The 25,813-nt window shown below is 71.1% G+C and carries 22 protein-coding genes; 13 read left to right on the forward strand and 9 right to left on the reverse strand.

The genetic code is table 11. From position 1 onward, the window contains the following. Window positions 1–49: 49 nt before the first annotated feature. Both ABD371_RS10880 and ABD371_RS10885 read left to right on the forward strand, forming a co-directional pair. A complete protein-coding gene (locus tag ABD371_RS10880; RefSeq protein WP_190125990.1) occupies window positions 50–340 on the forward strand; it encodes a YggT family protein in 291 nt (96 codons plus the stop codon). 64 nt (window positions 341–404) lie between these two features. Then, window positions 405–1,580, forward strand: coding sequence for a DivIVA domain-containing protein (locus ABD371_RS10885; RefSeq protein WP_344475325.1), 1,176 nt, complete (start codon window positions 405–407; stop codon window positions 1,578–1,580). Window positions 1,581–1,751: 171 nt separating this feature from the next. Here ABD371_RS10885 and ileS read toward each other — a convergent pair whose 3' ends face one another. Beyond that, window positions 1,752–4,895, reverse strand: a complete 3,144-nt coding sequence (gene ileS, locus ABD371_RS10890) for an isoleucine--tRNA ligase (protein WP_344475327.1) — start codon at window positions 4,893–4,895, stop codon at window positions 1,752–1,754. Between the two features lie 611 nt (window positions 4,896–5,506). Here ileS and ABD371_RS10895 point away from each other — a divergent pair. The 5 genes from ABD371_RS10895 to ABD371_RS10915 all read left to right on the forward strand — a co-directional run bounded on the left by ABD371_RS10895 (window position 5,507) and on the right by ABD371_RS10915 (window position 10,115). Next, window positions 5,507–6,349, forward strand: a complete 843-nt coding sequence (locus ABD371_RS10895) for a TraR/DksA family transcriptional regulator (protein ID WP_344475329.1) — start codon at window positions 5,507–5,509, stop codon at window positions 6,347–6,349. Window positions 6,350–6,408: 59 nt separating this feature from the next. After that, the gene (lspA, locus tag ABD371_RS10900; protein WP_344475331.1) at window positions 6,409–6,969 is read left to right on the forward strand and encodes a signal peptidase II; all 561 of its coding nucleotides are present in this window, start codon (window positions 6,409–6,411) and stop codon (window positions 6,967–6,969) included. A gap of 35 nt (window positions 6,970–7,004) precedes the next feature. Continuing rightward, window positions 7,005–7,946: an RluA family pseudouridine synthase gene (locus ABD371_RS10905; RefSeq protein ID WP_190125995.1), complete on the forward strand. Its 942-nt coding sequence runs from the start codon at window positions 7,005–7,007 to the stop codon at window positions 7,944–7,946. After that, a complete protein-coding gene (locus ABD371_RS10910; RefSeq protein ID WP_344475333.1) occupies window positions 7,943–8,425 on the forward strand; it encodes a GNAT family N-acetyltransferase in 483 nt (160 codons plus the stop codon). Before ABD371_RS10905 ends, ABD371_RS10910 begins: the two co-directional genes overlap by 4 nt. Before the next feature lie 103 nt (window positions 8,426–8,528). Continuing rightward, window positions 8,529–10,115 carry a Na+/H+ antiporter gene (locus ABD371_RS10915; RefSeq protein ID WP_344475335.1) on the forward strand — a complete coding sequence of 529 codons (1,587 nt, stop codon included), beginning with the start codon at window positions 8,529–8,531 and terminating at the stop codon, window positions 10,113–10,115. Between the two features lie 31 nt (window positions 10,116–10,146). Here the strand turns inward: ABD371_RS10915 and ABD371_RS10920 are convergent, their stop codons facing one another. Further along, window positions 10,147–11,247, reverse strand: coding sequence for a mechanosensitive ion channel family protein (locus ABD371_RS10920; RefSeq protein ID WP_344475337.1), 1,101 nt, complete (start codon window positions 11,245–11,247; stop codon window positions 10,147–10,149). A gap of 22 nt (window positions 11,248–11,269) precedes the next feature. On the opposite strand from ABD371_RS10920, the gene ABD371_RS10925 reads away from it, so the two are divergent. Next, window positions 11,270–11,845, forward strand: coding sequence for a dienelactone hydrolase family protein (locus ABD371_RS10925; RefSeq protein WP_344475339.1), 576 nt, complete (start codon window positions 11,270–11,272; stop codon window positions 11,843–11,845). A 51-nt stretch (window positions 11,846–11,896) separates the two neighbouring features. Here the strand turns inward: ABD371_RS10925 and ABD371_RS10930 are convergent, their stop codons facing one another. From ABD371_RS10930 to ABD371_RS10940, 3 genes are all read right to left on the reverse strand, one after another. After that, entirely contained in the window at window positions 11,897–12,712 is an 816-nt protein-coding gene (locus ABD371_RS10930) for a DsbA family protein (protein WP_344475341.1), read from the reverse strand. A gap of 167 nt (window positions 12,713–12,879) precedes the next feature. Continuing rightward, on the reverse strand, window positions 12,880–13,566 hold the full coding sequence (locus ABD371_RS10935; RefSeq protein ID WP_344475342.1) for a hypothetical protein: 687 nt from the start codon (window positions 13,564–13,566) through the stop codon (window positions 12,880–12,882). Between the two features lie 68 nt (window positions 13,567–13,634). Next, entirely contained in the window at window positions 13,635–14,993 is a 1,359-nt protein-coding gene (locus ABD371_RS10940) for a DUF2252 domain-containing protein (RefSeq protein ID WP_344475344.1), read from the reverse strand. Between the two features lie 242 nt (window positions 14,994–15,235). On the opposite strand from ABD371_RS10940, the gene dnaE reads away from it, so the two are divergent. Further along, window positions 15,236–18,778, forward strand: a complete 3,543-nt coding sequence (dnaE, locus tag ABD371_RS10945) for a DNA polymerase III subunit alpha (RefSeq protein WP_344475346.1) — start codon at window positions 15,236–15,238, stop codon at window positions 18,776–18,778. A gap of 112 nt (window positions 18,779–18,890) precedes the next feature. Here the strand turns inward: dnaE and ABD371_RS10950 are convergent, their stop codons facing one another. Then, entirely contained in the window at window positions 18,891–19,076 is a 186-nt protein-coding gene (locus tag ABD371_RS10950) for a hypothetical protein (RefSeq protein WP_190126003.1), read from the reverse strand. A 388-nt stretch (window positions 19,077–19,464) separates the two neighbouring features. On the opposite strand from ABD371_RS10950, the gene ABD371_RS10955 reads away from it, so the two are divergent. Genes ABD371_RS10955 through ABD371_RS10970 form a run of 4 tightly spaced genes read left to right on the forward strand, consistent with a single transcriptional unit; the run spans window position 19,465 to window position 23,217 of the window. Next, window positions 19,465–20,706, forward strand: a complete 1,242-nt coding sequence (locus tag ABD371_RS10955) for an NYN domain-containing protein (RefSeq protein ID WP_344475348.1) — start codon at window positions 19,465–19,467, stop codon at window positions 20,704–20,706. 40 nt (window positions 20,707–20,746) lie between these two features. After that, window positions 20,747–21,712 carry an ABC transporter ATP-binding protein gene (locus ABD371_RS10960; RefSeq protein WP_344475762.1) on the forward strand — a complete coding sequence of 322 codons (966 nt, stop codon included), beginning with the start codon at window positions 20,747–20,749 and terminating at the stop codon, window positions 21,710–21,712. An 11-nt stretch (window positions 21,713–21,723) separates the two neighbouring features. Continuing rightward, window positions 21,724–22,539 (forward strand): ABC transporter permease, encoded by an 816-nt coding sequence (locus tag ABD371_RS10965; protein ID WP_381733603.1) that lies wholly within the window; start codon window positions 21,724–21,726, stop codon window positions 22,537–22,539. Window positions 22,540–22,587: 48 nt separating this feature from the next. Continuing rightward, window positions 22,588–23,217, forward strand: a complete 630-nt coding sequence (locus tag ABD371_RS10970) for a DUF2567 domain-containing protein (protein WP_344475352.1) — start codon at window positions 22,588–22,590, stop codon at window positions 23,215–23,217. A 163-nt stretch (window positions 23,218–23,380) separates the two neighbouring features. Here the strand turns inward: ABD371_RS10970 and ybaK are convergent, their stop codons facing one another. The 3 genes from ybaK to ABD371_RS10985 form a co-directional block, all read right to left on the reverse strand. Continuing rightward, window positions 23,381–23,875 (reverse strand): Cys-tRNA(Pro) deacylase, encoded by a 495-nt coding sequence (ybaK, locus tag ABD371_RS10975; RefSeq protein WP_344475354.1) that lies wholly within the window; start codon window positions 23,873–23,875, stop codon window positions 23,381–23,383. Between the two features lie 73 nt (window positions 23,876–23,948). Next, a complete protein-coding gene (locus ABD371_RS10980) occupies window positions 23,949–24,689 on the reverse strand; it encodes an LON peptidase substrate-binding domain-containing protein (RefSeq protein WP_344475356.1) in 741 nt (246 codons plus the stop codon). An 11-nt stretch (window positions 24,690–24,700) separates the two neighbouring features. Then, window positions 24,701–25,753, reverse strand: a complete 1,053-nt coding sequence (locus tag ABD371_RS10985) for a hypothetical protein (RefSeq protein WP_344475358.1) — start codon at window positions 25,751–25,753, stop codon at window positions 24,701–24,703. Window positions 25,754–25,813: the final 60 nt, after the last annotated feature.

Raw genomic sequence — 25,813 nt, forward strand, 5'->3', positions numbered from 1 at the left:
CGACCCGGCCGCACGGCCGGACCACGAGAGCACAGGGGAGAAGCGCGGGATGGGCGTCGCACTACAGGTGGTCTACATCGCGCTGTTGTGTTTCCTCGTCGTGCTGATTTTCCGGCTGGTCATGGACTATGTCTTCCAGTTCGCCCGTTCATGGCAACCCGGTAAGGCGATGGTGGTCGTCCTTGAGGCCACCTACACTGTCACCGATCCACCGCTCAAGCTTCTTCGGCGGTTCATCCCGCCGTTGCGTCTCGGGGGCGTGGCACTCGACCTGTCCTTCTTCGTTCTGATGATCATCGTCTACATCCTGCTCAATATCGTGGGTCGCTTCGCGAGATGAGGGAGGGAACTGTGGACGATACGGTCTTGCCGACTGCCGACGACTACGTAGAGGTGAAGAAGAGATGCCGCTGACTCCTGAGGACGTGCGGAACAAGCAGTTCACGACCGTCCGCCTCCGAGAAGGCTATGACGAGGACGAGGTCGATGCCTTCCTCGACGAGGTCGAGTCTGAATTGACCCGTTTGCTCCGTGAGAACGAGGATCTGCGGGCCAAGTTGGCCGCCGCTACTCGTGCGGCCGCGCAGAACCAGCAACAGCAGGGCATGCGCAAACCCCCGGAGCCGCAGGACGGCCGCGGGGGACCGGGCGCACCGGTGCCCGCCGCCATATCGGGCCCCCCCGTCCAGCAGCAGCAGCCCCCGCAGATGGGTCCCCCCCAGCTGCCCGGTGGAGCTCCTCAGCTGCCGGCGGGTCCCAGCCACGGCAACCCGATGGGTGGCCCCGGTGGCAACATGCAGGGCGGTCCGATGCAGGGCGGCAACCCGATGGGCGGCCCCATGGGCGGTCCCATGCAGGGCGGCAACATGCAGGGCGGTCCCATGGGCGGCCCGATGCAGGGCGGCAACATGCAGGGCGGCCCGATGGGCGGCCACCAGCAGATGCAGCAGCCCGGTCAGGGCCCCGGCGGCGACAGCGCCGCCCGAGTCCTCTCGCTGGCTCAGCAGACCGCCGACCAGGCGATCGCGGAGGCCCGTTCCGAGGCCAACAAGATCGTCGGCGAGGCCCGTTCGCGCGCCGAGGGCCTGGAGCGGGACGCCCGCGCCAAGGCCGACGCGCTGGAGCGGGACGCGCAGGAGAAGCACCGCGTCGCGATGGGTTCCCTGGAGTCCGCGCGCGCCACGCTGGAGCGCAAGGTCGAGGACCTGCGGGGCTTCGAGCGTGAGTACCGCACCAGGCTGAAGTCGTACCTGGAGAGCCAGCTGCGTCAGCTGGAGACCCAGGCCGACGACTCGCTGGCCCCGCCGCGCACCCCGTCGGCGGCCTCCCTGCCGCCGTCCCCCTCGATGGCGTCCGCGGGCGCCCCCTCGATGGGTCACGCGATGGGCGGCGCTCCGTCGATGGGCCAGTCCATGGGCGGCAACCCGTCGATGGGCGGCGGTCCTTCGTACGGCGGCCAGCAGCAGATGTCCCCGGCGATGACCCAGCCGATGGCTCCGGTCAGGCCGCAGGCTCCGCAGCCGATGCAGCAGGCGCCCGCGCCGATGCGCGGTTTCCTGATCGACGAGGACGACAACTGAGCGGTACGCGCGCGCTGAAGTGAGCGCGTAGCCGTCGGCAGACATGGGGCCGGGCCCGGGACGAATGTCCTGGGCCCGGCCCCATGTCGTGTGCCGTACCGCTTCCGGTTCAGGGCACATGTGTGGGGGCCGGGACCCTCCTCGGGTCCCGGCCCCCACAGGTGTGCGGAGCTACACCTTGCGCAGATGGAAGGTGAGCGCCAGGGGCTCGTCGGTGAAGGCCTCGCCGAAGCCGTCGTCCGGGGCCGATCGGGTGAAGTCCGTGGCCAGCACCTCGTCCGCGATCAGGGGCGCGTGCGCCGTGAGCGCCTCGGCGGTGGAGTCGTCGGAGGACGTCCACACCACCGAGATCCGGTCGGCCACATCGAGACCGCTGTTCTTGCGGGCCTCCTGGATCAGCCGGATCGCGTCACGGGCCAGCCCCGCCAGCCGCAGTTCCGGGGTGATCTCCAGATCCAGCGCGACCGTCGCGCCCGAGTCCGACGCCACCGACCAGCCCTCACGGGGAGTCTCGGTGATGATGACCTCGTCCGGGGAGAGCGTCACGCTCTCGCCGTCGACCTCGACGGAGGCCGTGCCCTCGCGCAGCGCCAGTGACAGCGCGGCGGCGTCCGCCTCCGCGACCGCCTTGGCCACGGCCTGGACGCCCTTGCCGAAACGCTTGCCCAGCGCCCGGAAGTTCGCCTTCGCCGTCGTGTCGACCAGCGAGCCGCCCACCTCGGAGAGCGAGGCGAGCGAGGAGACGTTCAGCTCCTCCGTGATCTGTGCACGCAGCTCCGGCGGGAGCGCGTCGAAGCCCGTCGCCGCGACCAGCGCGCGGGACAGCGGCTGGCGCGTCTTCACACCGGACTCGGCGCGGGTGGCCCGGCCCAGCTCGACCAGCCTGCGCACCAGCGTCATCTGGCGGGAGAGCACCGGGTCGATCGCGTCCAGCTCCGCCGCCGGCCAGGTCGACAGATGCACCGACTCCGGCGCGTCCGGGGTGACCGGGACCACCAGGTCCTGCCAGACCCGCTCGGTGATGAAGGGCGTCAGCGGGGCCATCAGCCGGGTCACCGTCTCGATGACGTCGTGCAGCGTGCGCAGCGCGGCCGGGTCGCCCTGCCAGAAGCGGCGGCGCGACCGGCGCACGTACCAGTTCGACAGATCGTCCACGAAGGAGGAGAGCAGCTTTCCGGCCCGCTGGGTGTCGAAGCTCTCCATCGCCTGGGTGACCTGGTCCACCAGCGCGTTCAGCTCGCTCAGCAGCCAGCGGTCCAGGACCGTCCGCCCGGCCGGGGCCGGGTCGGCGGCCGAGGGGGCCCAGCCGGAGGTGCGTGCGTACAGCGCCTGGAACGCCACGGTGTTCCAGTACGTCAGCAGGGTCTTGCGCACGACCTCCTGGATCGTGCTGTGCCCGACCCGGCGCGCGGACCACGGCGAGCCGCCGGCCGCCATGAACCAGCGGACCGCGTCGGCGCCGTGCTGGTCCATCAGCGGGATCGGCTGAAGGATGTTCCCCAGGTGCTTGGACATCTTCCGGCCGTCCTCGGCGAGGATGTGCCCGAGGCAGACGACGTTCTCGTACGAGGACTTGTCGAAGACCAGGGTGCCGACCGCCATCAGGGTGTAGAACCACCCGCGGGTCTGGTCGATGGCCTCCGAGATGAACTGCGCCGGGTAGCGCTTCTCGAAGACGTCCTTGTTCTGGTACGGGTATCCCCACTGCGCGAACGGCATCGCGCCGGCGTCGTACCAGGCGTCGATCACCTCGGGGACGCGGGTCGCGGTGCCGGAGCACTGCGGGCAGTCGAAGGTCACCTCGTCGATGAACGGCCGGTGCGGGTCCAGCGAGGACTGGTCGGAGCCGGTCAGCTCGGTCAGCTCGGCGCGCGAGCCCACACAGGTGAGGTGGTTCTCCTCACAGCGCCAGATCGGCAGCGGGGTGCCCCAGTAGCGGTTGCGGGAGAGCGCCCAGTCGATGTTGTTGTTCAGCCAGTCGCCGAACCGGCCGTGCTTGACCGTGTCGGGGAACCAGTTGGTGTTCTCGTTCTCCTCGATCAGCCGGTCCTTGACCGCGGTGGTGCGGATGTACCAGGACGGCTGCGCGTAGTAGAGCAGCGCGGTGTGACAGCGCCAGCAGTGCGGGTAGCTGTGCTCGTACGGGATGTGGCGGAAGAGCCGGCCGCGCTCCTGGAGGTCGGCGGTCAGCCGCTCGTCGGCCTTCTTGAAGAAGACCCCGCCGACCAGCGGCACGTCCTCCTCGAAGGTGCCGTCCGGGCGGACCGGGTTCACGACCGGCAGGCCGTAGGCGCGGCAGACCTTGAGGTCGTCCTCGCCGAAGGCGGGGGACTGGTGGACCAGGCCGGTGCCGTCGGAGGTGGTGACGTAGTCGGCGTTGACGACGTAGTGCGCCTCGGCCGGGAACTCCACCAGGTCGAAGGGGCGCTCGTACGTCCAGCGCTCCATCTCGGCGCCGGTGAAGGACTGGCCCGTGGCCTCCCAGCCCTCGCCGAGCGCCTTCTCCAGCAGCGGTTCGGCGACGACGAGCTTCTCCGTGCCGTCCGTGGCCACCACATAGGCGACCTCGGGGTGCGCGGCGACGGCGGTGTTCGACACCAGCGTCCACGGGGTGGTCGTCCACACCAGCAGCGCGGCCTCGCCGGCCAGCGGTCCCGAGGTCAGCGGGAAGCGGACGAAGACCGAGGGGTCCACGACCGTCTCGTACCCCTGCGCCAGCTCGTGGTCGGAGAGACCGGTGCCGCAGCGGGGGCACCAGGGCGCGACCCGGTGGTCCTGGACGAGCATGCCCTTGCCGAAGATCTCCTTCAGCGACCACCAGACCGAGTCGATGTACTCGGGCTTCATGGTCCAGTAGGCGTCGTCCATGTCGACCCAGTAGCCCATGCGGTCGGTCAGCTCGGCGAAGGCGTCCGTGTGACGGCTCACCGACTCCCGGCACTTGGCGTTGAACTCGGCGATGCCGTACGCCTCGATGTCCTTCTTGCCGGAGAAGCCCAGCTCCTTCTCGACGGCCAGCTCGACCGGCAGCCCGTGACAGTCCCAGCCGGCCTTGCGGGCGACGTGGTAGCCGTTCATGGTGCGGAACCGGGGGAAGACGTCCTTGAAGACGCGGGCCTCGATGTGATGGGCGCCGGGCATGCCGTTGGCGGTCGGCGGGCCCTCGTAGAAGACCCACTCGGGGCGGCCCTCGGACTGGGCGAGGCTCTTGGCGAAGACCTTGCTCTCGCGCCAGAAATCGAGCACGGCGTGCTCCAGCGCGGGCAGGTCTACCTGGGCGGGCACCTGGCGGTACTGGTACTGCGGGGGTGTCATCGAGGCTCCTCCGGCGGACTGCGATCTCTTCCGTCGGAGGGACGAGAGCCGGATCTGCTCCCGCGGTACCACCCTCCTTGGCGGCGCGCGAGGCGCACCGCCCCCTCATTGGGGTAGCGACGCCGGCTCTACTCACCTCGCGGTTTTCTTCCGGCGGCTCCGGGGTGATTCTTCACATCGCGCTCGCCCCCGGGCTCGCACCGTCCCCGGGTCGCTCATGGCTGCGTACGACGCTACTCGTCCCCATCCAAGCCTTTCGCTCCGCCCAGTGTAAGGGGCGCGGCCCCGGACGGCCGACCGGATAAATCTTCGGGACCTCTTCCCGGCGGCGGCCGGGAGCCCGGCGGGCCGGGGGCGCGGGGGCGGTCGCCGTACGCCGTACGGGGAGGGGCGGGCGACCCGGATGGCCGGACGCGCGCCGGTGGAGTCCCCGGGCGGGCCGAGCGCCGGATTACCGGGCGGGGAGCTGGGCACAAGGCTTGCGAGTCCGATTCGCCGGGGGCCGCGGCGGGCGGCGGCACGGCGTGCACCGTTTGCCGCGGCTCCGGGGCCGATTTATCGTCCCAGCACGATTCGCGTGCAAGATCACAATATGTGAAGGGGCCGCGGCCATGGTGGCGAAGAAGACCGCCGAGAGCGATCCGGCGTCCACGAGTTCCACCGCGGCCTCTGCTCCGGCCGGGGAGGGGGAGGCGGCTGCCGCCGGGGAGACCGGGGCGAAGAAGGCCCCTGCGAAGAAGGCCCCGGCCAAGAAGGCCGCCGCGAAGAAGACGGCGGCGCGGAAGGACGCGGAGACCCCGCCGCCCGTCGCGCACGCCGAACCGCCACCGGCGGCGAAGAAGGCCGCGGCCGGGAAGACGGCGGCCAGGAAGACAGCGAAGACAGCGAAGACAGCGAAGACAGCGAAGACAGCGAAGAAGGCCGCGCCGGCGGCCCGTGAGGCGGCCGGGTCGGCCCGGCAGACAGGAGCCAGTACGGTGCGAGCCAAGAAGACCTCGGTCGCCGGAGGCGGCCCCGCCGGGGTGCCCCCGGCCCGCGCGGCCGCCGCGAGCGCCCCGGGCGAGCTGGCGATCCGCCCCGGTGAGGACCCATGGACCCCGGAGGAGGTCGCCGAGGCCCGTGCCGAGCTGGAGAGCGAGGTGCTCCGGCTCAACGCCGAGCTGACCACCTCCGAGGCTGCCCTCGCCAATCTGATGCGCGACACCGGCGGCGGCTCGACCGGCGACGACGCCGACACCGGCACCAAGAACATCACGCGGGAGCACGAGCTGTCGCTGGCGGCCAACGCCCGGGAGCTGCTGGAGCAGACCGAGCGCGCGCTGCTGCGCCTCGACGCCGGCACCTACGGCGTCTGCGAGAACTGCGGCAAACCCATCGGCAAGGCCCGTATGCAGGCATTCCCCCGCGCCACACTCTGTGTGGAGTGCAAGCAGAAGCAGGAACGCCGGGGCTGACTCCGTACGTGTGTGCCGTACCCTCGTGGTCAGTCAGGCACCTAGGTTGAGGGACTCACGTGACAGAGGCGGAGCGCGCCATCGGTACGCCAGATGTTGACGACGAGGCTGCGGCTCCCGCCGAGCAGCCCAAGGGACGGCGCAGGGTCGCCGTCCTGGTGTCGATCGCGATCGTGGCGTACCTGATCGACCTCGGCACCAAGATGCTCGTGGTGGCCAAGCTGGAGCACCATGCCCCCATCGAGGTCATCGGCGACTGGCTGAGGTTCGAGGCGGTACGGAACGCGGGCGCGGCCTTCGGCATCGGCGAGGCGTTCACGGTGATCTTCACCGCCATCGCCGCCTCGGTGATCGTGGTGATCATCCGACTGGCGCGCAAGCTCTACAGCCTGCCCTGGGCCGTCGCGCTCGGTCTGCTGCTCGGCGGGGCGCTCGGCAACCTCACCGACCGGATCTTCCGGGCTCCCGGGGTCTTCGAGGGCGCGGTCGTCGATTTCATCGCCCCCGCGCACTTCGCCGTCTTCAATCTCGCGGACACCGCCATCGTCTCCGGCGGCATTCTCATCGTGATCCTCTCCTTCAAGGGGCTCGACCCGGACGGCACCGTCCACAAGGACTGAGCCGGTCGGGTGCCGGGACAAGGCATACTCGACGGGTGAGTACCCTTCCCGAGATCCGCACCCTGCCCGTACCCGACGGCCTTGAGGGCGAGCGCGTCGACGCCGTCATCTCCCGTATTTTCGGGTTCTCCCGCACCAAGGCGGCCGAGCTGGCCGCCGCCGGGAAAGTGCTGGTCGACGGCGCTGCCGTCGGGAAGTCCGAGCGAGTGCACGGCGGCGCGTGGCTGGAGGTCGAGATGCCCCAGGCCCCCGCGCCCGTCCAGCTCGTGGCCGAGCCGGTCGAGGGCATGGAGATCGTCCACGACGACGACGACATCGTCGTGATCATGAAGCCGGTGGGCGTCGCCGCCCACCCCAGCCCCGGCTGGACCGGGACCACGGTGATCGGCGGCCTCGCCGCCGCGGGCTACCGGATCTCCACCTCCGGCGCCGCCGAGCGCCAGGGCATCGTGCACCGGCTGGACGTCGGCACCTCGGGGCTGATGGTCGTGGCCAAGTCCGAGCGCGCCTACACCCTGCTCAAGCAGCAGTTCCGGGAGCGCACCGTCGACAAGCGCTACCACGCGCTGGTGCAGGGCCACCCGGACCCGATGAGCGGGACGATCGACGCCCCCATCGGCCGCCACCCCCGCCACGACTACAAGTGGGCCGTGACCGCCGAGGGCAAGCCCTCGGTGACGCACTACGACCTCCAGGAGGCGTTCCGCGCCGCCTCCCTGCTCGACATCAAGCTGGAGACCGGGCGTACCCACCAGATCCGGGTCCACATGTCCGCCCATCACCACCCCTGTGTGGGCGACCTCACCTATGGCGCGGACCCGACGCTGGCGAAGCGGCTGGGCCTGACCCGGCAGTGGCTGCACGCGGTGCGGCTCGGCTTCGAGCACCCGGCCGACGGCCAGTGGGTGGAGTTCGAGAGCGGCTACCCCGAGGATCTCCGCCGGGCGCTGGAGATCATCGCGGCGGAGAGTGCGTGACACCGGGCGTCTCCCGCTCGGTGCGGATCGCCGACGGCCCGGCTGACCGGGCCTCCTGCTTCGCCCTGCGCGAAGAGGTCTTCATCGCCGAGCAGCGGGTGCCCGCCGAGATCGAGTACGACGCCTTCGACGAGCCGGCCGCCGACACCGTGCATGTGCTGGCGGTGGACGGGGACGGCACCCCGCTCGGCACCGCCCGGCTGCTCCACGGCCCCGGCGCGGCGGGCCGTACCGGCGGCGATCCCGCGCTCGGCGTGCTGGGCCGGCTCGCGGTCACCGCGTCCGCCCGGGGCCTGGGCATCGGGGTCGCGCTGGTCCGCGCGATCGAGGAAGCGGCCCGTGAGCGGGGGCTCTCGGCGGTCGATCTGCACGCCCAGACCCACGCGCTCGCGTTCTACGAGCGGCTGGGGTACGCGGCGTACGGCGAGGAGTTCTCCGAGGGCGGCATCGGCCACCGGGGGATGCGCCGGGCGCTCTGAAGCCGCTCCACGGGTGGCAAAGCGGCATTTCAGGTGAATTGAACACATTGCATGGCAGGCTGATGGCCTGATTGTGGTGGTTCATTCCCCGGAGGGCGTCCCCGTGGACCAAGTCGCACTGCTGCTGGCGCTGCTGCTCGGAGCCGTGGTGACCGTGCCGCTGGGGGAGCGGCTCGACCTTCCCGCGCCGGTGCTGATGACCCTCGCCGGGGCCGGGGTGGCCTTTCTGCCCTTCGTGCCGACCGTCGAGGTCCCGCCCGAGTTCATCCTGCCGCTGGTGCTGCCGCCCCTTCTGTACGCGGCGGTCCAGCGGACCTCCTGGCGGCAGTTCACCGCCAATGTACGGCCCATCCTGCTGCTCGCCGTCGCCCTGGTCTTCGTCACCACGGCCGCCGTCGCCGCCGTCGTCCAGGCTCTCGTGCCCGGTCTGCCGCTCGCCGCCGCCGTCGCGCTCGGCGCGCTGGTCGCGCCCCCCGACCCGGTCGCCGCCACCGCCGTCGCCGGCCGGCTGGGGCTGCCCCGCCGGCTGGTCTCCATCCTGGAGGGCGAGGGGCTCTTCAACGACGTCACCGCGATCGTGCTCTACCACGTGGCGATCGCCGCCGTGGTCAGCGGCACCTTCTCCTGGCCCGCCGCCGGGGCGCAGCTCGTGCTCTCCGCCGTGGTCGCCGTCGCCGTCGGACTCGCCCTCGGCTGGCTCTCCAACAAGCTGATGGGCTGCCTCGGCGACGCCACCCTCCAGGTCGGGCTCTCGCTGATGGTGCCCTTCGTCAGCTATGTGCTCGCCGAGGAGCTGCACGGCTCCGGCGTGCTCGCCGTCCTCACCACCGCCCTCTTCCTCGCGGAGCACGCCGCCGACGCCGACGACGTCATGGGACGGCTGGCCGGGCGGACCTTCTGGGAGATCATCGACACCCTGGTCACCGGCGTCGCCTTCGGGCTGATCGGCCTCGAACTCCACACCGTCTTCGGCACCGTCGACGGCCGGCTGTCCGAGCTGCTCGTCTGGGGAGGGATCGTCACCGCCACCGTCGTCGGCGTACGGCTGCTGTGGCTGCTCCCCGCCACCTGGCTCGCCAAACGGCTGCACCACCGCCGCGACTACGACGAGGACATCCCCGTCAGCTGGCGCGAGACCGTGGTGATGTGGTGGTCCGGCATGCGCGGCGTCGCCTCGGTGGCGCTCGCGCTCGCCATCCCGCTGACGATCGACGGCGGCGGGCCCTTCCCGGCCCGCTCCGAGATCGTCTTCATCGCCTTCGTGGTGATCCTCGCCACCCTGGTGATCCAGGGCCTCACCCTGCCCTGGCTGGTGCGCCGGCTGGGGGTCCGTGCCGACGCCGGGGCCGAGCGCGAGCTGGAGCACACCCTGGCCGTACGGGCCGCCCGCGCCGCCCGGCACCGGCTGAGGGAGATCGAGGAGGTGGAGGAGCTGCCCGAGGACGTCGGCGAACGGCTGCTGCGCGGTGCGTACGAGGTGGGGGCGAGGATCAGCCCGGACATCCTCGACGAGGACCGCCGGGACTGGTACGCCAAACGGGTCGAGCGGGCCAGGACGGTCCGCCGGATCCAGCGGGAGATGCTGTCGGCCGCCCGCCACGAGGTGCTGGCGGCCCGCAGCGAACCGGGGGCCGACCCCGAGGTGGTGGACCGGGTGCTGCGGCGGCTTGACGTGCACAGCCTCCGCTGAGACCGCCCTCGGCTCTTCCTCCCCGCGCCCGTCAGCCGCGCCCGGTGCGCGGCTCCTCCGCCGCCGGAAGGCTCTCCTTCGCCCGCCGCCCGGCGGGCTCCACCGCCGGGCCCGTCGCCACCTTCGGCAGCGCGTACGGATGGTGCTCGTGCAGCCAGGCCACCAGCTGCTCGCGCACCGCGCACCGGACGGTCCAGATGTCGTCGGCGTCCTTGGCGGTCACCACGGCCCGCACCTGGATCGTGGTCGGCGTGGTGTCCGTCACGGCGAGCGACCAGTCCCGGCCGTCCCACGCGGGACACTCCTCGACGATCCGGTGCAGCTTCTCCCGCATCAGCGGCACCGGGGCGGAGTGGTCCAGATGGAAGAAGACCGTCCCCGTCATCTGCACCCCGCCGCGCGACCAGTTCTCGAACGGCTTGCTGGTGAAGTACGACACCGGCATGGTGATCCGCCGCTCGTCCCAGGTCCGCACGGCGAGGAAGGTGAGGGTGATCTCCTCGACCGTGCCCCACTCCCCGTCGACCACCACGGTGTCCCCGATCCGCACCATGTCGCCGAAGGCGATCTGGAGCCCGGCGAAGAGATTCCCCAGTGTCGACTGGGCCGCGATGCCCGCGACGATGCCCAGCACACCGGCCGACGCCAGCATCGAGGTGCCGACGGTCCGCATCGCGGGGAAGGTCAGCAGCATCGCGGAGACCGCCACCACACCCACCACCGCGATGACCACCCGCTGGATCAGGGTGACCTGGGTACGGACCCGGCGCAGCCGGGCGGGATCGCGGGTGGTGGCCGCGTACCGGCTGTAGACCGACTCCACGACGGCGGTGGCGATTTTGACGACCAGCCAGGCGGAGGCCCCGATCAGCACCAGGGTCAGCAGCTGTCCGATGCCCCTGCGGTACGGGACGAGAGCGGCGATCTCCGCCTGCCGGTAACTCCCTCTCAGCAGCGCGGTGAGCAGCACCACCCGCAGCGGGACGCGGCAGCGGCGCAGCAGACCCCACAGCGGGGTCTCCGGGTGCCGGGCGTCGGCCCGGCGGAGCAGCAGGTCGACCAGCCATCCCACGAACAGCGTGAGGACGACCGAACCGCCGATGACGATCAGAGGGCGCAGTACGTTCTCCATGTTTCGAACGTAACCTGACCGCATGCACATCATGCTTTTTCATTCCACATACGGCCTCCGTCCCGCCGTGCGCTCGGCCGCCGAGCGGCTGCGGGCGGCGGGGCACCAGGTGTGGACGCCCGACCTCTTCGAGGGCCGTACCTTCGACACCGTCGAGGACGGCATGGCCTTCAAGGACGGGCTGGGCAAGGACGAACTGCTGAAGCGGGCGGTCCTCGCCGCCGCGCCCTACTCCGACCGGGGCGTGGTCTACGCGGGGTTCTCGCTGGGGGCCTCGATCGCGCAGACCCTGGCGCTCGGCGACGAGAAGGCCCGGGGGCTGCTGCTGATGCACGGCACCTCGGACATCGCCGAGAGCGCGTCGGTGGACGAGCTTCCCGTACAGCTGCACATCGCCGACCCCGACCCCTTCGAGCCGCACGACTGGCTGACCGCCTGGTACTTGGGCATGGGCCGGGCGGGGGCCGAGGCGGAGGTCTACCGGTACCCGGGCGCGGGGCATCTCTTCACCGACCCGGAGCTGCCCGACTACGACGAGGAGGCCGCGGAGACGGCCTGGCGGGTGTCGCTCGGTTTCCTGGAGACGCTGGAGTCCTGAGGCGGGAGCGGGGGCGGGCGAGGGGTCCGGCCCCCGCCCGCCCCCGTGGTGTCAGGCCTTGAGGGCCTTGTCGACGGCGGCCCGGAAGGACTCCGCGGTCATCGGGGTCTGGTCGGTGCCCGCGCCGTTGATCTTCTTGCCGTCCATCATCACCGTCGGGGTGCCCTTGACACCGCTGTCGTCGAACGCCGCCGACATCTTCATCGCCCAGGCGTCGAACGTGCCGTTCTTGACGTCCTTCTCGAAGGCGGCGTTGTCCTTCAGCTTCGGGACCGCGTCGGCGATCTTCAGCAGGTAGGAGTCCTCGGCGAAGACGTCCTTGCTCTCGGCCGGGAAGAACTCCTTGGAGTACAGCGCCGCCTTGTACTCCATGAACGCCTCGGGTCCGACATTGAGCGCCGCGCCCAGCGCGCTGAGCGCGTTCTTGGAGCCCTCGCCGCCGTCCCCGTTGTCGAGGAAGGTCGCGCCGACGTACTTCATCTTGTACTTGCCGGCGGCGACGTCCTTCTTCAGCTCCTCGCCGACCGCCTGCTCGAAGTTGGCACAGGAGGGGCAGCGGGAGTCCTCGTACACCGCGAGCGTCTTCTTGGCGTCCGCCTTGCCGATGACGACCTCGGTGCCGTTCTTGCCGCTGGTGTTCTTCGGCGCGGTGACGTTCTTGGCGTCCTTCGCCGCGTCCCAGGCGGTGGGCTCGTTCGCCTGCATCACGGCGTAGCCGATGCCGCCCGCGAGGGCGAGGACCGCGACCGTGGTGCCGGCCACGATCAGCTGCCGGCGGGCCCGCTCCTTCTTGGCCACCCGCTCGCGCTCCTCGCGCAGCCGCTCACGGGCCGCCGCCTTGTTGGCCTTGCTGTTGCGTGCACTCATGGTGATTCACTCCGGAAAGATGACGTATCAGGGGATACGGACGAAAGACGGGGGACTGCGCGGACCGCCGGGCCCGCGAGAGGGTGCCGCGGGGCGGCACCGGGCCGGGCCGCGGTGTACGCGAAGGGGTACGGCTCGGGTCGGGAGCCGTGACGGAGCGGCTCGGCTCAGCCGAGAGCCGCGGCCGGACACGGGGGAGGGCCCCGCCGCCCGACGGAGTGCACCAGCGCGCGTGTGCGGGAGACGGCGGGCCGGGTCAGGGCCCGCACCCGGCGGCGCACCGCGGGATGCGCGGTCGCCACCACGGCGACCGCGATCAGCAGCGGCCGGAAGGCGAGCGCGCCCACCGTCCGCAGCAGCGCGGCGAGCGCCGCCTCGCCGTGCCAGAGCCAGGCCGCCGCGAGCAGCCCGACACCGACATGGGCCGCCAGCAGCAGCCAGGGCAGCGCCGGATCATGGGGAGCCGCCGTCAGGGCCGCCGCACCGGGCTGCGCGGCGCTCACCCCCGGCAGTCCGCCGCCGACCCCGCCGCAGAGCACATCGAAGCCCAGCGCCCGCAGCGAACCGGCGACCGGTCCGCCGCCGGGGCCGTAACAGAGGTCCTGACCGCTGGTGAAGACCGTGTCGGCGGCCAGCTCCAGCGGCACGAGCAGGCTCGCGATCCGCCAGAACCCGCGCTCACGGCCCGACAGCGCGTACGCCACGGCGAAGACACCCGCCGACAGACCGGCGACCGTCGTCCACGGCAGCGGGACGCCCGAGAGCAGCACATGCGAGGCGGCGGACAGCGTCACGACCAGTGCCGTGAAGATCGCCGCCCGCACCGCTCTGAGCTGTGCTCCCGATACGTCCATCGCCATCCGAGTGTGTCATGCCTCCGTGAGAGGGGGCTTAAGACATCCTTCCGCCTTCCGGGGGCCGCTCACAGCCCCGGTATCCGGCCATTGCGGAAGAGGTCGACGAATATCTGGTGATCGGCCCGGGCCCGCGCTCCGTAGCCGTGGGCGAAGTCCACCAGCAGTCCGGCGAAGCCCTCCTCGTCGGCGGCGATCGCCGCGTCGATGGCGCGCTCGGTGGAGAACGGCACCAGGGAGTGGCCGCTGCCGTCGTCCGCCGCGCCGTGCATGGTGGCCGTGGCCCGGCCCAGGTCCGCGACGACAGCGGCGATCTCCGCGGGGTCGTCGATGTCCGACCAGTCCAGGTCGACCGCGTACGGGGAGACCTCGGCGACCAGCTGGCCCGCGCCGTCCAGCTCGGTCCAGCCCAGCCAGGGGTCGGCGTGGTCCTGGAGGGCCCGCTGGGAGATCACGGTGCGGTGGCCCTCGTGCCGGAAGTATCCGCGTACGGCCGGATCGTCGATGTGCCGGGAGACCGCCGGGGTCTGCGCCTGCTTGAGATAGATCACGACGTCGTTCTCCAGGGCGTCGCTGTTGCCCTCCAGCAGGATGTTGTACGAGGGCAGACCGGCGGAGCCGATGCCCACGCCGCGTCTGCCGACGACGTCCTTCACCCGGTAGGAGTCGGGCCGGGCGAGGCTGGACTCGGGGAGGGTCTCCAGATAGCCGTCGAAGGCCGCGAGCACCTTGTACCGGGTGGCGGCGTCCAGCTCGATCGCGCTGCCGCCGGCGGCGAAGCGCCGCTCGAAGTCCCGGATCTCGGTCATGGAGTCCAGCAGCGAGAACCGGGTGCGCGCGCGGGCGTGCCGCAGGGCGGCCAGCAGGGGGCCCTCGGCGGTGTCCAGGGTGAAGGACGGGACGTCGTCGTCCTTCGCGCCGCTCGCCAGGGCGTGGATCCGCTCGCGGTAGGCGGCGGCGTAGGTCCGCACCAGCTCGGTGATCTGGTCGTCGCTGAACGCCTTGGTGTAGCCGATCAGCGCCAGCGAGGCGGCCAGCCGCTTCAGGTCCCAGGTGAAAGGCCCGACATAGGCCTCGTCGAAATCATTGACGTTGAAGATCAGCCGGCCGTTGGAGTCCATGTAGGTGCCGAAATTCTCCGCGTGGAGATCACCGTGGATCCAGACCCGGCTGGTGCGCTCGTCCAGATAGGGGCCCTGGTGGATCCCCTCGTCGCCCCGGGCGGTGTGCTCCCGCTCCAGATCGCTGTAGAACAGCCCTGCGGTGCCCCGGTAGAAGGCGAACGCCGAGGCGGCCATCTTCCGGAACTTGATCCGGAAGGCGGCCGGGTCGGCGGCCAGGAGCTCGCCGAAGGCGGTCCCGATCACGGTGAGAATCTGCTCACCGCGCTCTTCGGCCGTGACCTCGGCGGGGTGCGGTACCGACATCGCTGTGTGCCTCCTGGGGCAGTACGGGGGGGATCCCGGGCAGGGCCCGGGGGACAAGGCGTTCCACCCCTCTCCAACGCTCGGCGGCGGCCGGGAGTGCCCCCTCATCGGGCATCTGTGCGGACGGTCCCGCGGACCTTCGCGGAGCGCCACGGTTGTCGGTCGGGAGTCGTAGACTTCCGAGCTGTCTCCCCAGACACTCCCGCCGCCTGCCGTCGCCCGCTCCTCTGGAGGCCCCCGCCGTGACCAAACCGCCGTTTACGCATCTGCATGTGCACACCCAGTACTCGCTGCTGGACGGCGCGGCGCGGCTGAAGGACATGTTCGACGCGTGCAATGAGATGGGCATGTCCCACATCGCGATGACGGACCACGGCAATCTGCACGGTGCGTACGACTTCTTCCACCAGGCGAAGAAGGCGGGGGTGACGCCGATCATCGGGATCGAGGCCTATGTGGCCCCGGAGTCCCGGCGGACCAAGCGGAAGATCCAGTGGGGACAGCCGCACCAGAAGCGCGACGATGTGTCCGGTTCCGGTGGTTATACGCATAAGACGATCTGGGCGGCGAACCAGACGGGTCTGCACAACCTCTTCCGGCTCTCCTCGGACGCCTACAAGGAGGGCTGGCTCCAGAAGTGGCCCCGGATGGACAAGGAGACGATCTCCCAGTGGTCGGAGGGGCTGATCGCCTCGACCGGCTGTCCCTCGGGCGAGCTCCAGACCCGGCTGCGGCTGGGCCAGTTCGACGAGGCCCTGAAGGCGGCCTCGGAGTACCAGGACATCTTCGGCAAGGAGCGCTACTTCCTGGAGCTGATGGACCACGGCATCGAGATCGAGCGCCGGGTGCGGGACGGCCTGCTGGAGATCGGGAAGAAGCTCGACATCCCGCCGCTGGTCACCAATGACTCCCACTACACCTACGCCGGCGAGGCGACCGCGCACGACGCGCTGCTCTGCATCCAGACCGGCAAGAACCTCTCCGACCCGGACCGCTTCCGCTTCGACGGCACCGGCTACTACCTGAAGACCACCGAAGAGATGTACGCGGTGGACTCCTCGGACGCCTGGCAGGAGGGGTGCCGCAACACCCTGCTGGTCGCCGAGCAGATCAACACCGAGGGCATGTTCCAGGCCCGGAACCTGATGCCGAAGTTCGACATCCCCGAGGGCTACACCGAGACCACCTGGTTCCGCGAGGAGGTCCGGGTCGGCATGGCCCGCCGCTTCCCCGGCGGCGTCCCCGAGGACCGCCAGCGCCAGGCGGAGTACGAGATGGACGTCATCATCGAGATGGGGTTCCCGGGGTACTTCCTCGTCGTCGCCGACTTCATCATGTGGGCCAAGAACCAGGGCATCGCGGTCGGCCCCGGCCGTGGCTCGGCGGCCGGCTCGATCGTCTCGTACGCGATGGGCATCACCGACCTCGACCCGATCGAGCACGGACTGATCTTCGAGCGCTTCCTCAACCCCGAGCGCGTCTCCATGCCCGACGTCGACATCGACTTCGACGAGCGCAGGCGCGTCGAAGTGATCCGCTATGTGACCGAGAAGTACGGCGCCGACAAGGTCGCCATGATCGGCACCTACGGAAAGATCAAGGCGAAGAACGCCATCAAGGACTCCGCCCGGGTGCTCGGCTACCCGTACGCGATGGGCGACCGGCTGACCAAGGCCATGCCCGCCGACGTCCTCGGCAAGGGAATCGACCTCTCCGGCATCACCGACCCCTCCCACCCGCGCTACAGCGAGGCGGGCGAGATCCGGGGGATGTACGAGAACGAACCGGATGTGAAGAAGGTCATCGACACCGCCAAGGGCGTCGAGGGCCTGGTCCGCCAGATGGGTGTGCACGCCGCCGGCGTGATCATGTCCAGCGAGACCATCACCGACCACGCGCCGGTCTGGGTCCGCCACACCGACGGCGTCACCATCACCCAGTGGGACTATCCGCAGTGCGAGTCGCTCGGCCTGCTGAAGATGGACTTCCTGGGCCTGCGCAACCTCACCATCATGGACGACGCCGTCAAGATGGTGAAGGCGAACAAGGGCGTCGAGCTGGAGATGCTCGCCCTCCCGCTGAACGACGCGCCCACCTTCGAACTGCTCTGCCGCGGTGACACCCTCGGCGTCTTCCAGTTCGACGGCGGCCCCATGCGCTCGCTGCTGCGGCTGATGAAGCCCGACAACTTCGAGGACATCTCCGCCGTCTCGGCCCTGTACCGGCCGGGCCCGATGGGAATGAACTCCCACACGAACTACGCGCTGCGCAAGAACAAGCAGCAGGAGATCACCCCGATCCACCCGGAGCTGGAAGAGCCGCTCCGGGAGGTCCTCGACATCACCCACGGCCTGATCGTCTACCAGGAGCAGGTCCAGAAGGCCGCCCAGATCATCGCCGGGTACTCGCTCGGCGAGGCCGACATCCTCCGCCGGGTGATGGGCAAGAAGAAGCCCGAGGAGCTGGCGAAGAACTTCACGATCTTCCAGGCCGGCGCGCGGAAGAACAACTACTCCGACGAGGCGATCCAGGCCCTGTGGGACGTGCTGGTCCCGTTCGCCGGATACGCCTTCAACAAGGCCCACTCCTCCGCGTACGGACTGGTCACCTACTGGACCGCCTATCTCAAGGCGAACTACCCGGCCGAGTACATGGCGGCGCTGCTGACCTCGGTCAAGGACGACAAGGACAAGTCGGCGGTCTATCTCAACGAGTGCCGCCGCATGGGCATCAAGGTGCTCCCGCCGAATGTCAACGAGTCGGAGTCGAACTTCGCCGCCCAGGGCGACGACGTGATCCTCTTCGGCCTCACGGCGGTCCGCAATGTCGGAACCAACGTGGTCGACTCGATCATCCGTTCCCGCAAGTCCAAGGGGAAGTACTCCTCCTTCCCCGACTTCCTCGACAAGGTCGAGGCCGTGGTCTGCAACAAGCGGACCGTGGAGTCCCTGATCAAGGCCGGCGCGTTCGACGAGATGGGCCACACCCGCAAGGGACTGGTCGCCCACCACGAACCCATGATCGACAACGTGGTCGCGGTCAAGCGCAAGGAGGCCGAGGGACAGTTCGACCTCTTCGGCGGCATGGGCGACGAGGACGCCGGGGACGAGCCGGGCTTCGGGCTCGACGTCGAGTTCTCCGACGTGGAGTGGGAGAAGTCCTATCTGCTCGCCCAGGAGCGGGAGATGCTCGGGCTCTATGTCTCCGACCACCCCCTCTTCGGCATCGAGCACGTCCTCTCCGACAAGTCGGACGCCTCGATCTCCCAGCTCACCGGCGGTGAGCACGCCGACGGCGCGGTGGTGACCATCGGCGGCATCATCTCCGGCCTCCAGCGCAAGATGACCAAGCAGGGCAACGCCTGGGCCATCGCCACCGTGGAGGACCTGGCCGGCTCCATCGAGTGCATGTTCTTCCCCGCCACCTATCAGCTGGTCTCCACCCAGCTGGTCGAGGACACCGTCGTCTTCGTCAAGGGACGCCTCGACAAGCGCGAGGACGTGCCCCGTCTCGTCGCCATGGAGCTGATGGTCCCCGACCTCTCCAACGCCGGGACCAACGCCCCGGTCGTCGTCACCATCCCCACCGTGAAGGTGACCCCGCCCATGGTCACCAGGCTCGGCGAGATCCTCAGCCACCACAAGGGCAACACCGAGGTCCGGATCAAGCTCCAGGGCCCCCGCTCGACCACGGTGCTCCGGCTCGACCGGCACCGGGTCCAGCCCGATCCCGCGCTCTTCGGCGATCTGAAGGTGCTCCTCGGCCCGGCCTGCCTGGCCGGCTGACCGGCACCGGGGAACCGGCCCGGCACCACCGCCGGGAACACCACGCGGAAGGGGCGCGCCCGCATCGACGGGCGCGCCCCTTCCCTGTGCCGCGGCGGCGCCGCGGGGTCGGTCAGTTGTGCCCGAATCGACGCTGGTGCTTACGGGCGACGTCCGCCGGGCTGCCCTGCGCCGGAGAGGGGGGCGGGTTCTGCGTCTGCGACTCGTAGGCGGTGGACTTCGCCTGCTCCTTGCCGCGCTCCGCGGCGGACGACCGGTCCTGCTGATGACTGCCCTTGCGATTCTTGTTCTTGGCCATGGTGTGCCTCCATCAGAGTTCTCGGGGCTGGAACCGCGACCAGACTCACATATGGGGCGTTGAGTCGCATTTTGGATCATTGCCCTGGGTAAGGGGCCCTTGTTATGAGCCCTGAGAAAACTTCCGCCACGCCGATGATCGAGTTCCGGCCGTCAACCCTGACGCGGTCGGGCAGACTCGACGGAAACCCGGAACAATCCCCGGTCCGGAACCGACACCGGGGAGCACACGTCTCCCCGATTCCCGGCTCCGCCGGACCGCTCGGCCGATCACGACTGTTTCCGCTGTTTCCGCCGCTTCTTTTCACAACTCTTCAAGATCAGTCTTTTCAAGATCCGCAAGCATTCCGATATCTCAGTCCCCAAGACCTCTATGTACCCGAAAGAGGGTGGAGCGCGTGGACCGCTGCGTTGTGCTGGTGGACGCCGGCTATCTGCTCGGGGCCGCCGCGAGCCTGCTCGCCGGGGAACCGACGCGTTCCCGGATCACCGTCGATCACGCCGCCCTCATCCAGGGCCTGCGTGAGCTCGCCGAGGCCGACACCGAACGCCCCCTGCTGCGCATCTACTGGTTCGACGGCGCCCCCGACCGCGTACCCCAGCCGGAGCACCGGCGGCTGCGGGTGATGCCCCGGGTGACGGTCCGCCTCGGCGCGCTGACCCGCAGCGACGGCCGCTGGGCGCAGAAGGGGGTGGACGCGGCGATGCACGCCGAGCTGACCGAACTCGCCAGAAACCGCGCCTGTTCGGACGTGGTGCTGGTGACCGGGGACGGCGATCTGCTGCCCGGTCTGATGTCCGCGAAGGAACACGGCGTCGCCGTGCACCTCTGGGCGGTGCAGGCCGCCGACGGCGACTACAACCAGTCCGAGGACCTGGTCGCCGAGGCCGATGAGCGCCGGGTGCTGGACCGGGCGTGGATCACCACCGCCGTACGGGCGAAGGAGCTGGGCGCGGTCTGCGCGCCGCCGCCGGTGCCCCGGCCCGAGATCGCGGCCATCCTCTCCGCCCCGCTGCCCGAGTCGGCCCTCGCCGCCGCCCAGGCGGCCGCCCCGGACGCGGTGCGCAACGGCTCACGGCCCGCCGCCGCCAACGGTGCGGAGCCGGGCCCGGTCCCCGCCGCGGCCAAGGGGGTGCCCACCCCCAAGGATCTCGCCGGCCTGCGCGCGCCGGGGGCGCACGCCCCGCAGCCCCCGCCCAGTGCCACCCTGCGCTGGTCCTCCGACAAGGGCTGGGTGGAGCGGCCCGGCGGTCCGCTGGGGGAGCCGCCCGAGACCGCCTCCCTCCCCACCCTCGCCCAGCTCACCAGCGCCGAGCAGCGCTGGGCCGACCGCGAGGAGGACATCACCACCGTCGGCGGCGACCCCTTCGAGGTGGGCCAGGTGTTCGCCCGCCGCTGGATGGAACGCCTCGGCGAGAACGGGCATGTGCAGAAGCTGTCCACCATGTACCCGAGGATTCCGCACCGGATCGACGGCGAACTCCTGCGGTACGCGGCCCGCTTCGGTCTCCTCGCCCACAAGGACGATCAGATCGACGAGCACGACCGTTACGCGATCAGAGCGGGGTTCTGGCGGGAGATCGATGTGAGGGCGGCAGCTGAGCACGCCCCCGTAAGCGAGCAGAGCTGAGGACCCCGTACTCTCGTACCTCGTGAGTACGGTGTGCGTGGTGCGGCGACTGGTCAAGACGTACCCTGCCGCGCGCGCCCGCCGAGGGGTTCCGGCGACGCCCGAGGTGCGGGCCACGGACGGCATCAGCCTGGAAGTGCGGGGCGGTGAGATCTTCGGACTGCTCGGCCCCAACGGAGCCGGCAAGTCCACCCTCGTGCGCCAGCTGACCGGTCTGATGCGCCCCGACTCGGGCGGCGTCGAGGTGCTCGGTCACGACCTGGTGCGCCACCCCGAGCGGGCCGCCCGGCTGATCGGCTATCTCGGCCAGGAGTCCACCGCGCTCGACGAACTGACGGTGGCGCTCGCCGCCGAGACCACCGGCCGGCTGCGCGGGCTCACCATCAAGGACGCCCGCGCCGAGCGCGACGCCGTCCTCGACGAGCTGGGTCTGACCGAGCTGGCCGGCCGTCCGCTGAAGAAGCTCTCCGGGGGCCAGCGGCGGCTCGCCTGTTTCGCCGCCACGCTGGTGGGGGAGCGTCCGCTGCTCGTCCTGGACGAGCCCACGGCGGGCATGGACCCGATCGCCCGGCGGGCGGTGTGGGCCGCGGTGGACCGGCGAAGGGCCGAACACGGCACGACCGTCCTGCTGGTGACCCACAATGTGATCGAGGCCGAGACCGTGCTGGACCGGGTCGCGGTGCTGGACCGGGGACGGGTGATCGCCTGCGACACCCCCGGCGGACTGAAGGAACGGGTCGCGGGCGAGGTGCGGGTGGAACTGGTGTGGCGGGAACGGGCACCGATGGAGGTGCCGGAGGTGGCGGCCCTGCGCGACTTGGCGCAGGAGTCGGGCCGCCGCTGGGTGCTCAGGCTGGCGCCGGACGAGGCGCGTGCGGCGGTCGCCGCGGTGACGGGCGGTGCGGCCTTCGCCGCGCTCGACGACTTCACCCTCGCGACGCCCAGCCTGGAGGACGTGTATTTGGCGCTCGGGGGGAATGCGACGAAGGGGCTGGTCAAGGCGTGAGCATCGTGCCCATGGAGGCGGTGTCCGGACGGACGCGGAGCAGAGGCCGGGGCACGGAGGCGGCGTCGGCGCCGGCGCCGCTCGCGCCCCGGGCCCGGCTGCTGCCCGCGATGGGCGCGATCTACCGCGCCCAGCTGTCGCGGGCCCGGGTGGCCCGCATCCCGCTGCTCTTCGTGGCGACCTTCCAGTCCGTCGGGATCATGGTCCTGATGCGGGGCGTCGTCGACGGCGGCGCGGAGGCCCGGGCCGTGGTGGCCGGTTCCTCCGTGCTGGTGGTGGCCTTCGTCGCGCTCAATCTGCTCGCCCAGTACTTCGGACAGCTGCGGGCCAACGGCGGGCTCGACCACTACGCGACCCTGCCGGTGCCGCCCGCCGCGGTGGTGCTCGGCGCGGCGGGGGCGTACGCCTCCTTCACCGTGCCCGGCACGATCGTCACGGCGGTGACGGGCAGCATGCTCTTCTCGCTGCCGATGACGCATCTGTGGGTCCTGGTGGCGGTGATCCCGCTCGCCGGGGCCGCGCTCGCCGGACTCGGCGCGGCGCTCGGACTGCTCGCGCCCCGTCAGGAACTGGCCACTCTCCTCGGCCAGCTCGGCATGTCGGCCGCCCTGCTGCTGGGGGTGCTGCCCGCCGACCGGATGCCCGGAGTGATCTCGTACGCCCGTGATCTGCTGCCCTCCACCTATGGCGTCGAGGCCCTGGCCAGGACCTTCTACGCCAACCCGGACTGGACGGCGGTCGCGCGCGACCTCGCGGTGTGCGCGCTGGTCGGCGTGGTCTCACTGGCGGTCGCGACCTGGGCGTACCGGCGGGCGGCGGTCCGGTAGGCCCGGTCCGGTGAGGCGTGGTCGGCGCTCGCCTGGCACGATGGCCGGGTGACCGCACCTCTGACGCCGCCCCCGCCGAACGACAACCCCTGGGCGGCCCCGCCGCCCGCCCCGGCGGCCGAGGTCCCCGGCTACCCCGGGGGCCCGCGCGCCGAGCTGCGGGACGCCGCCCTGGTGGCGCTCGTCGTGACGGTGCTGGGCGTGGTGCTGGGGCTGCTGTGGCTCTGGCTCGCCCCCCGGGTGCCGCTGATCTCCAACGGCGAGGCGGTGTTCCTCAAGAACACCGAGAGCGAGAGCGCGGTGGGCGCGGACGGTGTGTTCGCGCTGCTGGCGGCGGCCCTCGGGGTGCTGAGCGGCGCGGCCGTCTATCTCTTCCGCCGGTGCGGCGGCATCCCGCTGGTGATCGCGCTGGCGCTCGGCGGGGTGCTGGCCTCGGTGCTCGCCTGGCGGCTGGGGGTGTGGCTCGGCCCGACGGCCGATGTGGCGGCCCACGCCAAGGAGGCGGGCCGGGGCGTGACCTTCGACGCGCCCCTCAAGCTCGGCGCGAAGGGCATGCTCCTGGCCTGGCCCCTCACCGCCATGCTCACCCACCTCTGCCTCACCGGCCTCTTCACCCCCAGGGACCCCGAGCCCTCCCCGCCGCAGGACTGGATTCCCCCGGGGCCGACGGCGCGCTGACCCCCGGCCGCCCGGCCTTCCCGGCGGCGGCTACGCGGGCCGCCGCCCGTGGTTCGCCTTACGGGTACGCCACTTCCGCTTGCGGGTGCGCTTCGACACGGCCCCTCCTCGGACAGGTCTCCCTGTTAGGGACTTACCCGAGAAGCGGGCCCGCGTCGAGCCCTCAGGCGCGGCCGATCCGCGCCAGGACCGCGCCCGTCAGCCCCGCGAGATCGCCGGGCGACAGCTCGACCTCCAGGCCCCGCCGTCCCGCCGAGACACAGATGGTGGGGTGCGCGGAGGCGGATTCGTCCAGCACCGTCCGCAGCCGCCTGCGCTGTCCCAGTGGCGAGATACCGCCCCGGACATAACCGGTCGTGCGCTCCGCCGCCGCCGGGTCCGCCATCACCGCCCGCTTGCCGCCGACCGCTGCCGCCAGCGCCTTGAGGTCGAGCTGTCCCGCGACCGGGACCACCGCGACCGTCAGTTCGCCGTCCACCTCGGCGACCAGCGTCTTGAAGACCCGCTCGGGCGAGACCCCGAGAGCCTGGGCGGCCTCCTCGCCGTACGAGGCGGAGGCGGGATCGTGCTCGTAGGCGTGGACCGTGAACTCCGCGCCCGCCGAGGTCAGCGCCACCGTCGCCGGCGTGCCGCCGGCGTTCCTGGCCTTCTTCGCCACTTCACCGGCTCCTGTTCGCGTGAGGTTCGGTCGGGGTCGGGCCGGCCGGTCGGGGTCGGTCCGGCCCGTCGGGTCAGTTGGGGTTGGTCGGCTCCTGCGTCAGATTCACCGCGGGCAGCGACGGGAGATGGCGGATGACCGCCGTCTCCGAGCGCAGCAGCCCCAGCTCCTCGCGCAGCCGCGCGGCCGTGTCCGGGGCCTCCAGCAGCCGCTGCTTCACCGGGACGTCGAGGACCGCCGCCGCCGCGACCAGGTAGGACACCACCGACGGGTCGTCCGGCAGGTCCGCGCCGGTGGTCAGGGTCCGCTCCCGGGCCCCGGCCAGCCGCTTCTGGTAGCTCCTGAAGGCCCGCAGCACCCCTTCGGCGAGCGCTCCCGCGTCCTCCCCGGTCTCCTCCGGGATCTCCTCCACCTCGGCCGTCAGAAACGGCCCACCGGCGTCGACGGAGAGCAGCCGCACCCGGGTCGTCCCGGTGGCGAGCACCTCGAAGCTGCCGTCCGCGCGCTCCCGCACGGTCGCCGCGTCCGCGACGCACCCCACCGGGTGGAAGGCCCGGAGCGGATCGTCGCCGAAGCCCGCGGCCGGTCCCGGTTCCGGGAGCGCGGCGGGGTCCGGCAGGCCCGGCCCGGTCGCCGCGACCTCGCGGCCGTCGCGGATGGCGACCACCGCGAAGAGCCGGGGCTCAGAGTCGTCCGTCTTGAGCAGTTCGCGCATCATGGCGCGATAACGCTCCTCGAAGACATTGAGGGGGAGTACGAGCCCGGGGAACAGCACCGAGTTCAGCGGAAAGAGCGGCAGTCGTGCGGTGGTCACAACCGACTAGCCTAATGGCCCGCGAACCCGCCGCGCCCGGTCCGTGACCGAAGCGGGGTCGCCGAAGCCACCTGGATCCGCACACCGTCCCGTGTGTCGAGGAAGCGGCCGAGCGGATCGTCGGAGAAACGGTTCCACGGGAACGAGGTGGCGTACGGTCCCACCAGCCGGAACTGTTCGAGCGCCGGCTGCCAGCGGCCCCGGCGCGCCAGGACGTACGCGGTGAGGTTCCGCACCTCGGCGGGCCAGGGATCCGCCGCCGGATGGCCCGCGGAGAGGGCGATCGCCAGATCGGCTGCCGCGTCGACGCGCTCGGCCTCCACGGAGTGGGCGAGCCGCACCGGCCCGGCGCCGCCCCGGGGGGTCTCGTACTCCATCCGCGCGAACGCGGCCCGCACCGGCAGCGCCCGTATCAGCGAGCCCGGCAGGGCGTCGGCGGCGGCCTTCTCTGCGAAGTCGAAGCACTCGCGGTGCGAGCCGTACCACTGCGCCGAGAGATAGCGCAGGGCGGCCACATGGCACCCGTAGTGGTGCGGGGAGCGGCGCACGGCCTGCTCCCACAGCGCCTCGAACGCCGTGTGCGGGGTGTGCACGCCCCGCGCGTGGTCCAGCGCGATCCGCCAGGGCACCGGGTCGCCGGGGGCCGCGTCGGCCGCCGCGTCGATCAGCGGGCCGAGCTCCCGGAGCTGTTCGGCCCGGGCCGGGGAGTCCCAGGCCCGGCGGATCGCCAGCTCCGCCTTGACGATCAGCGCGTCCGGGTCGCGCGGCACGGCGGCCAGCCAGGAGGAGAGCCATTCGCCCCGGGAGTGGGCGAAGACGGCCAGCCGGGTCACATAGCGGTCGCGGCTCTCCCACTGGGCCGCCTCCCGGGTGGCCGCGAGCAGTTCGGCGGCCGGTTCGAACTCCCCGCCCGCCGCCGCGACCAGCGTCGGTCCGATGCGTTCGTCGGGCGCGTCGAGCAGCACCGCCCCGTCGGGCGGCAGACCGTCGGCGAGCCGGGGCGTATGGCGGATCATGCGAGCGGTGCGCAGCAGAGCTCGAAGCAATGACATGGTGCGGACCATTGAAAACCGCAGGTGAGGGCCGCGCCAGAGGGCTGCTGTGAAGCTTTGGTGGCGGCGTAA

This window comes from Streptomyces amakusaensis, assembly GCF_039532665.1.
Lineage (GTDB): Bacteria > Actinomycetota > Actinomycetes > Streptomycetales > Streptomycetaceae > Streptomyces > Streptomyces amakusaensis.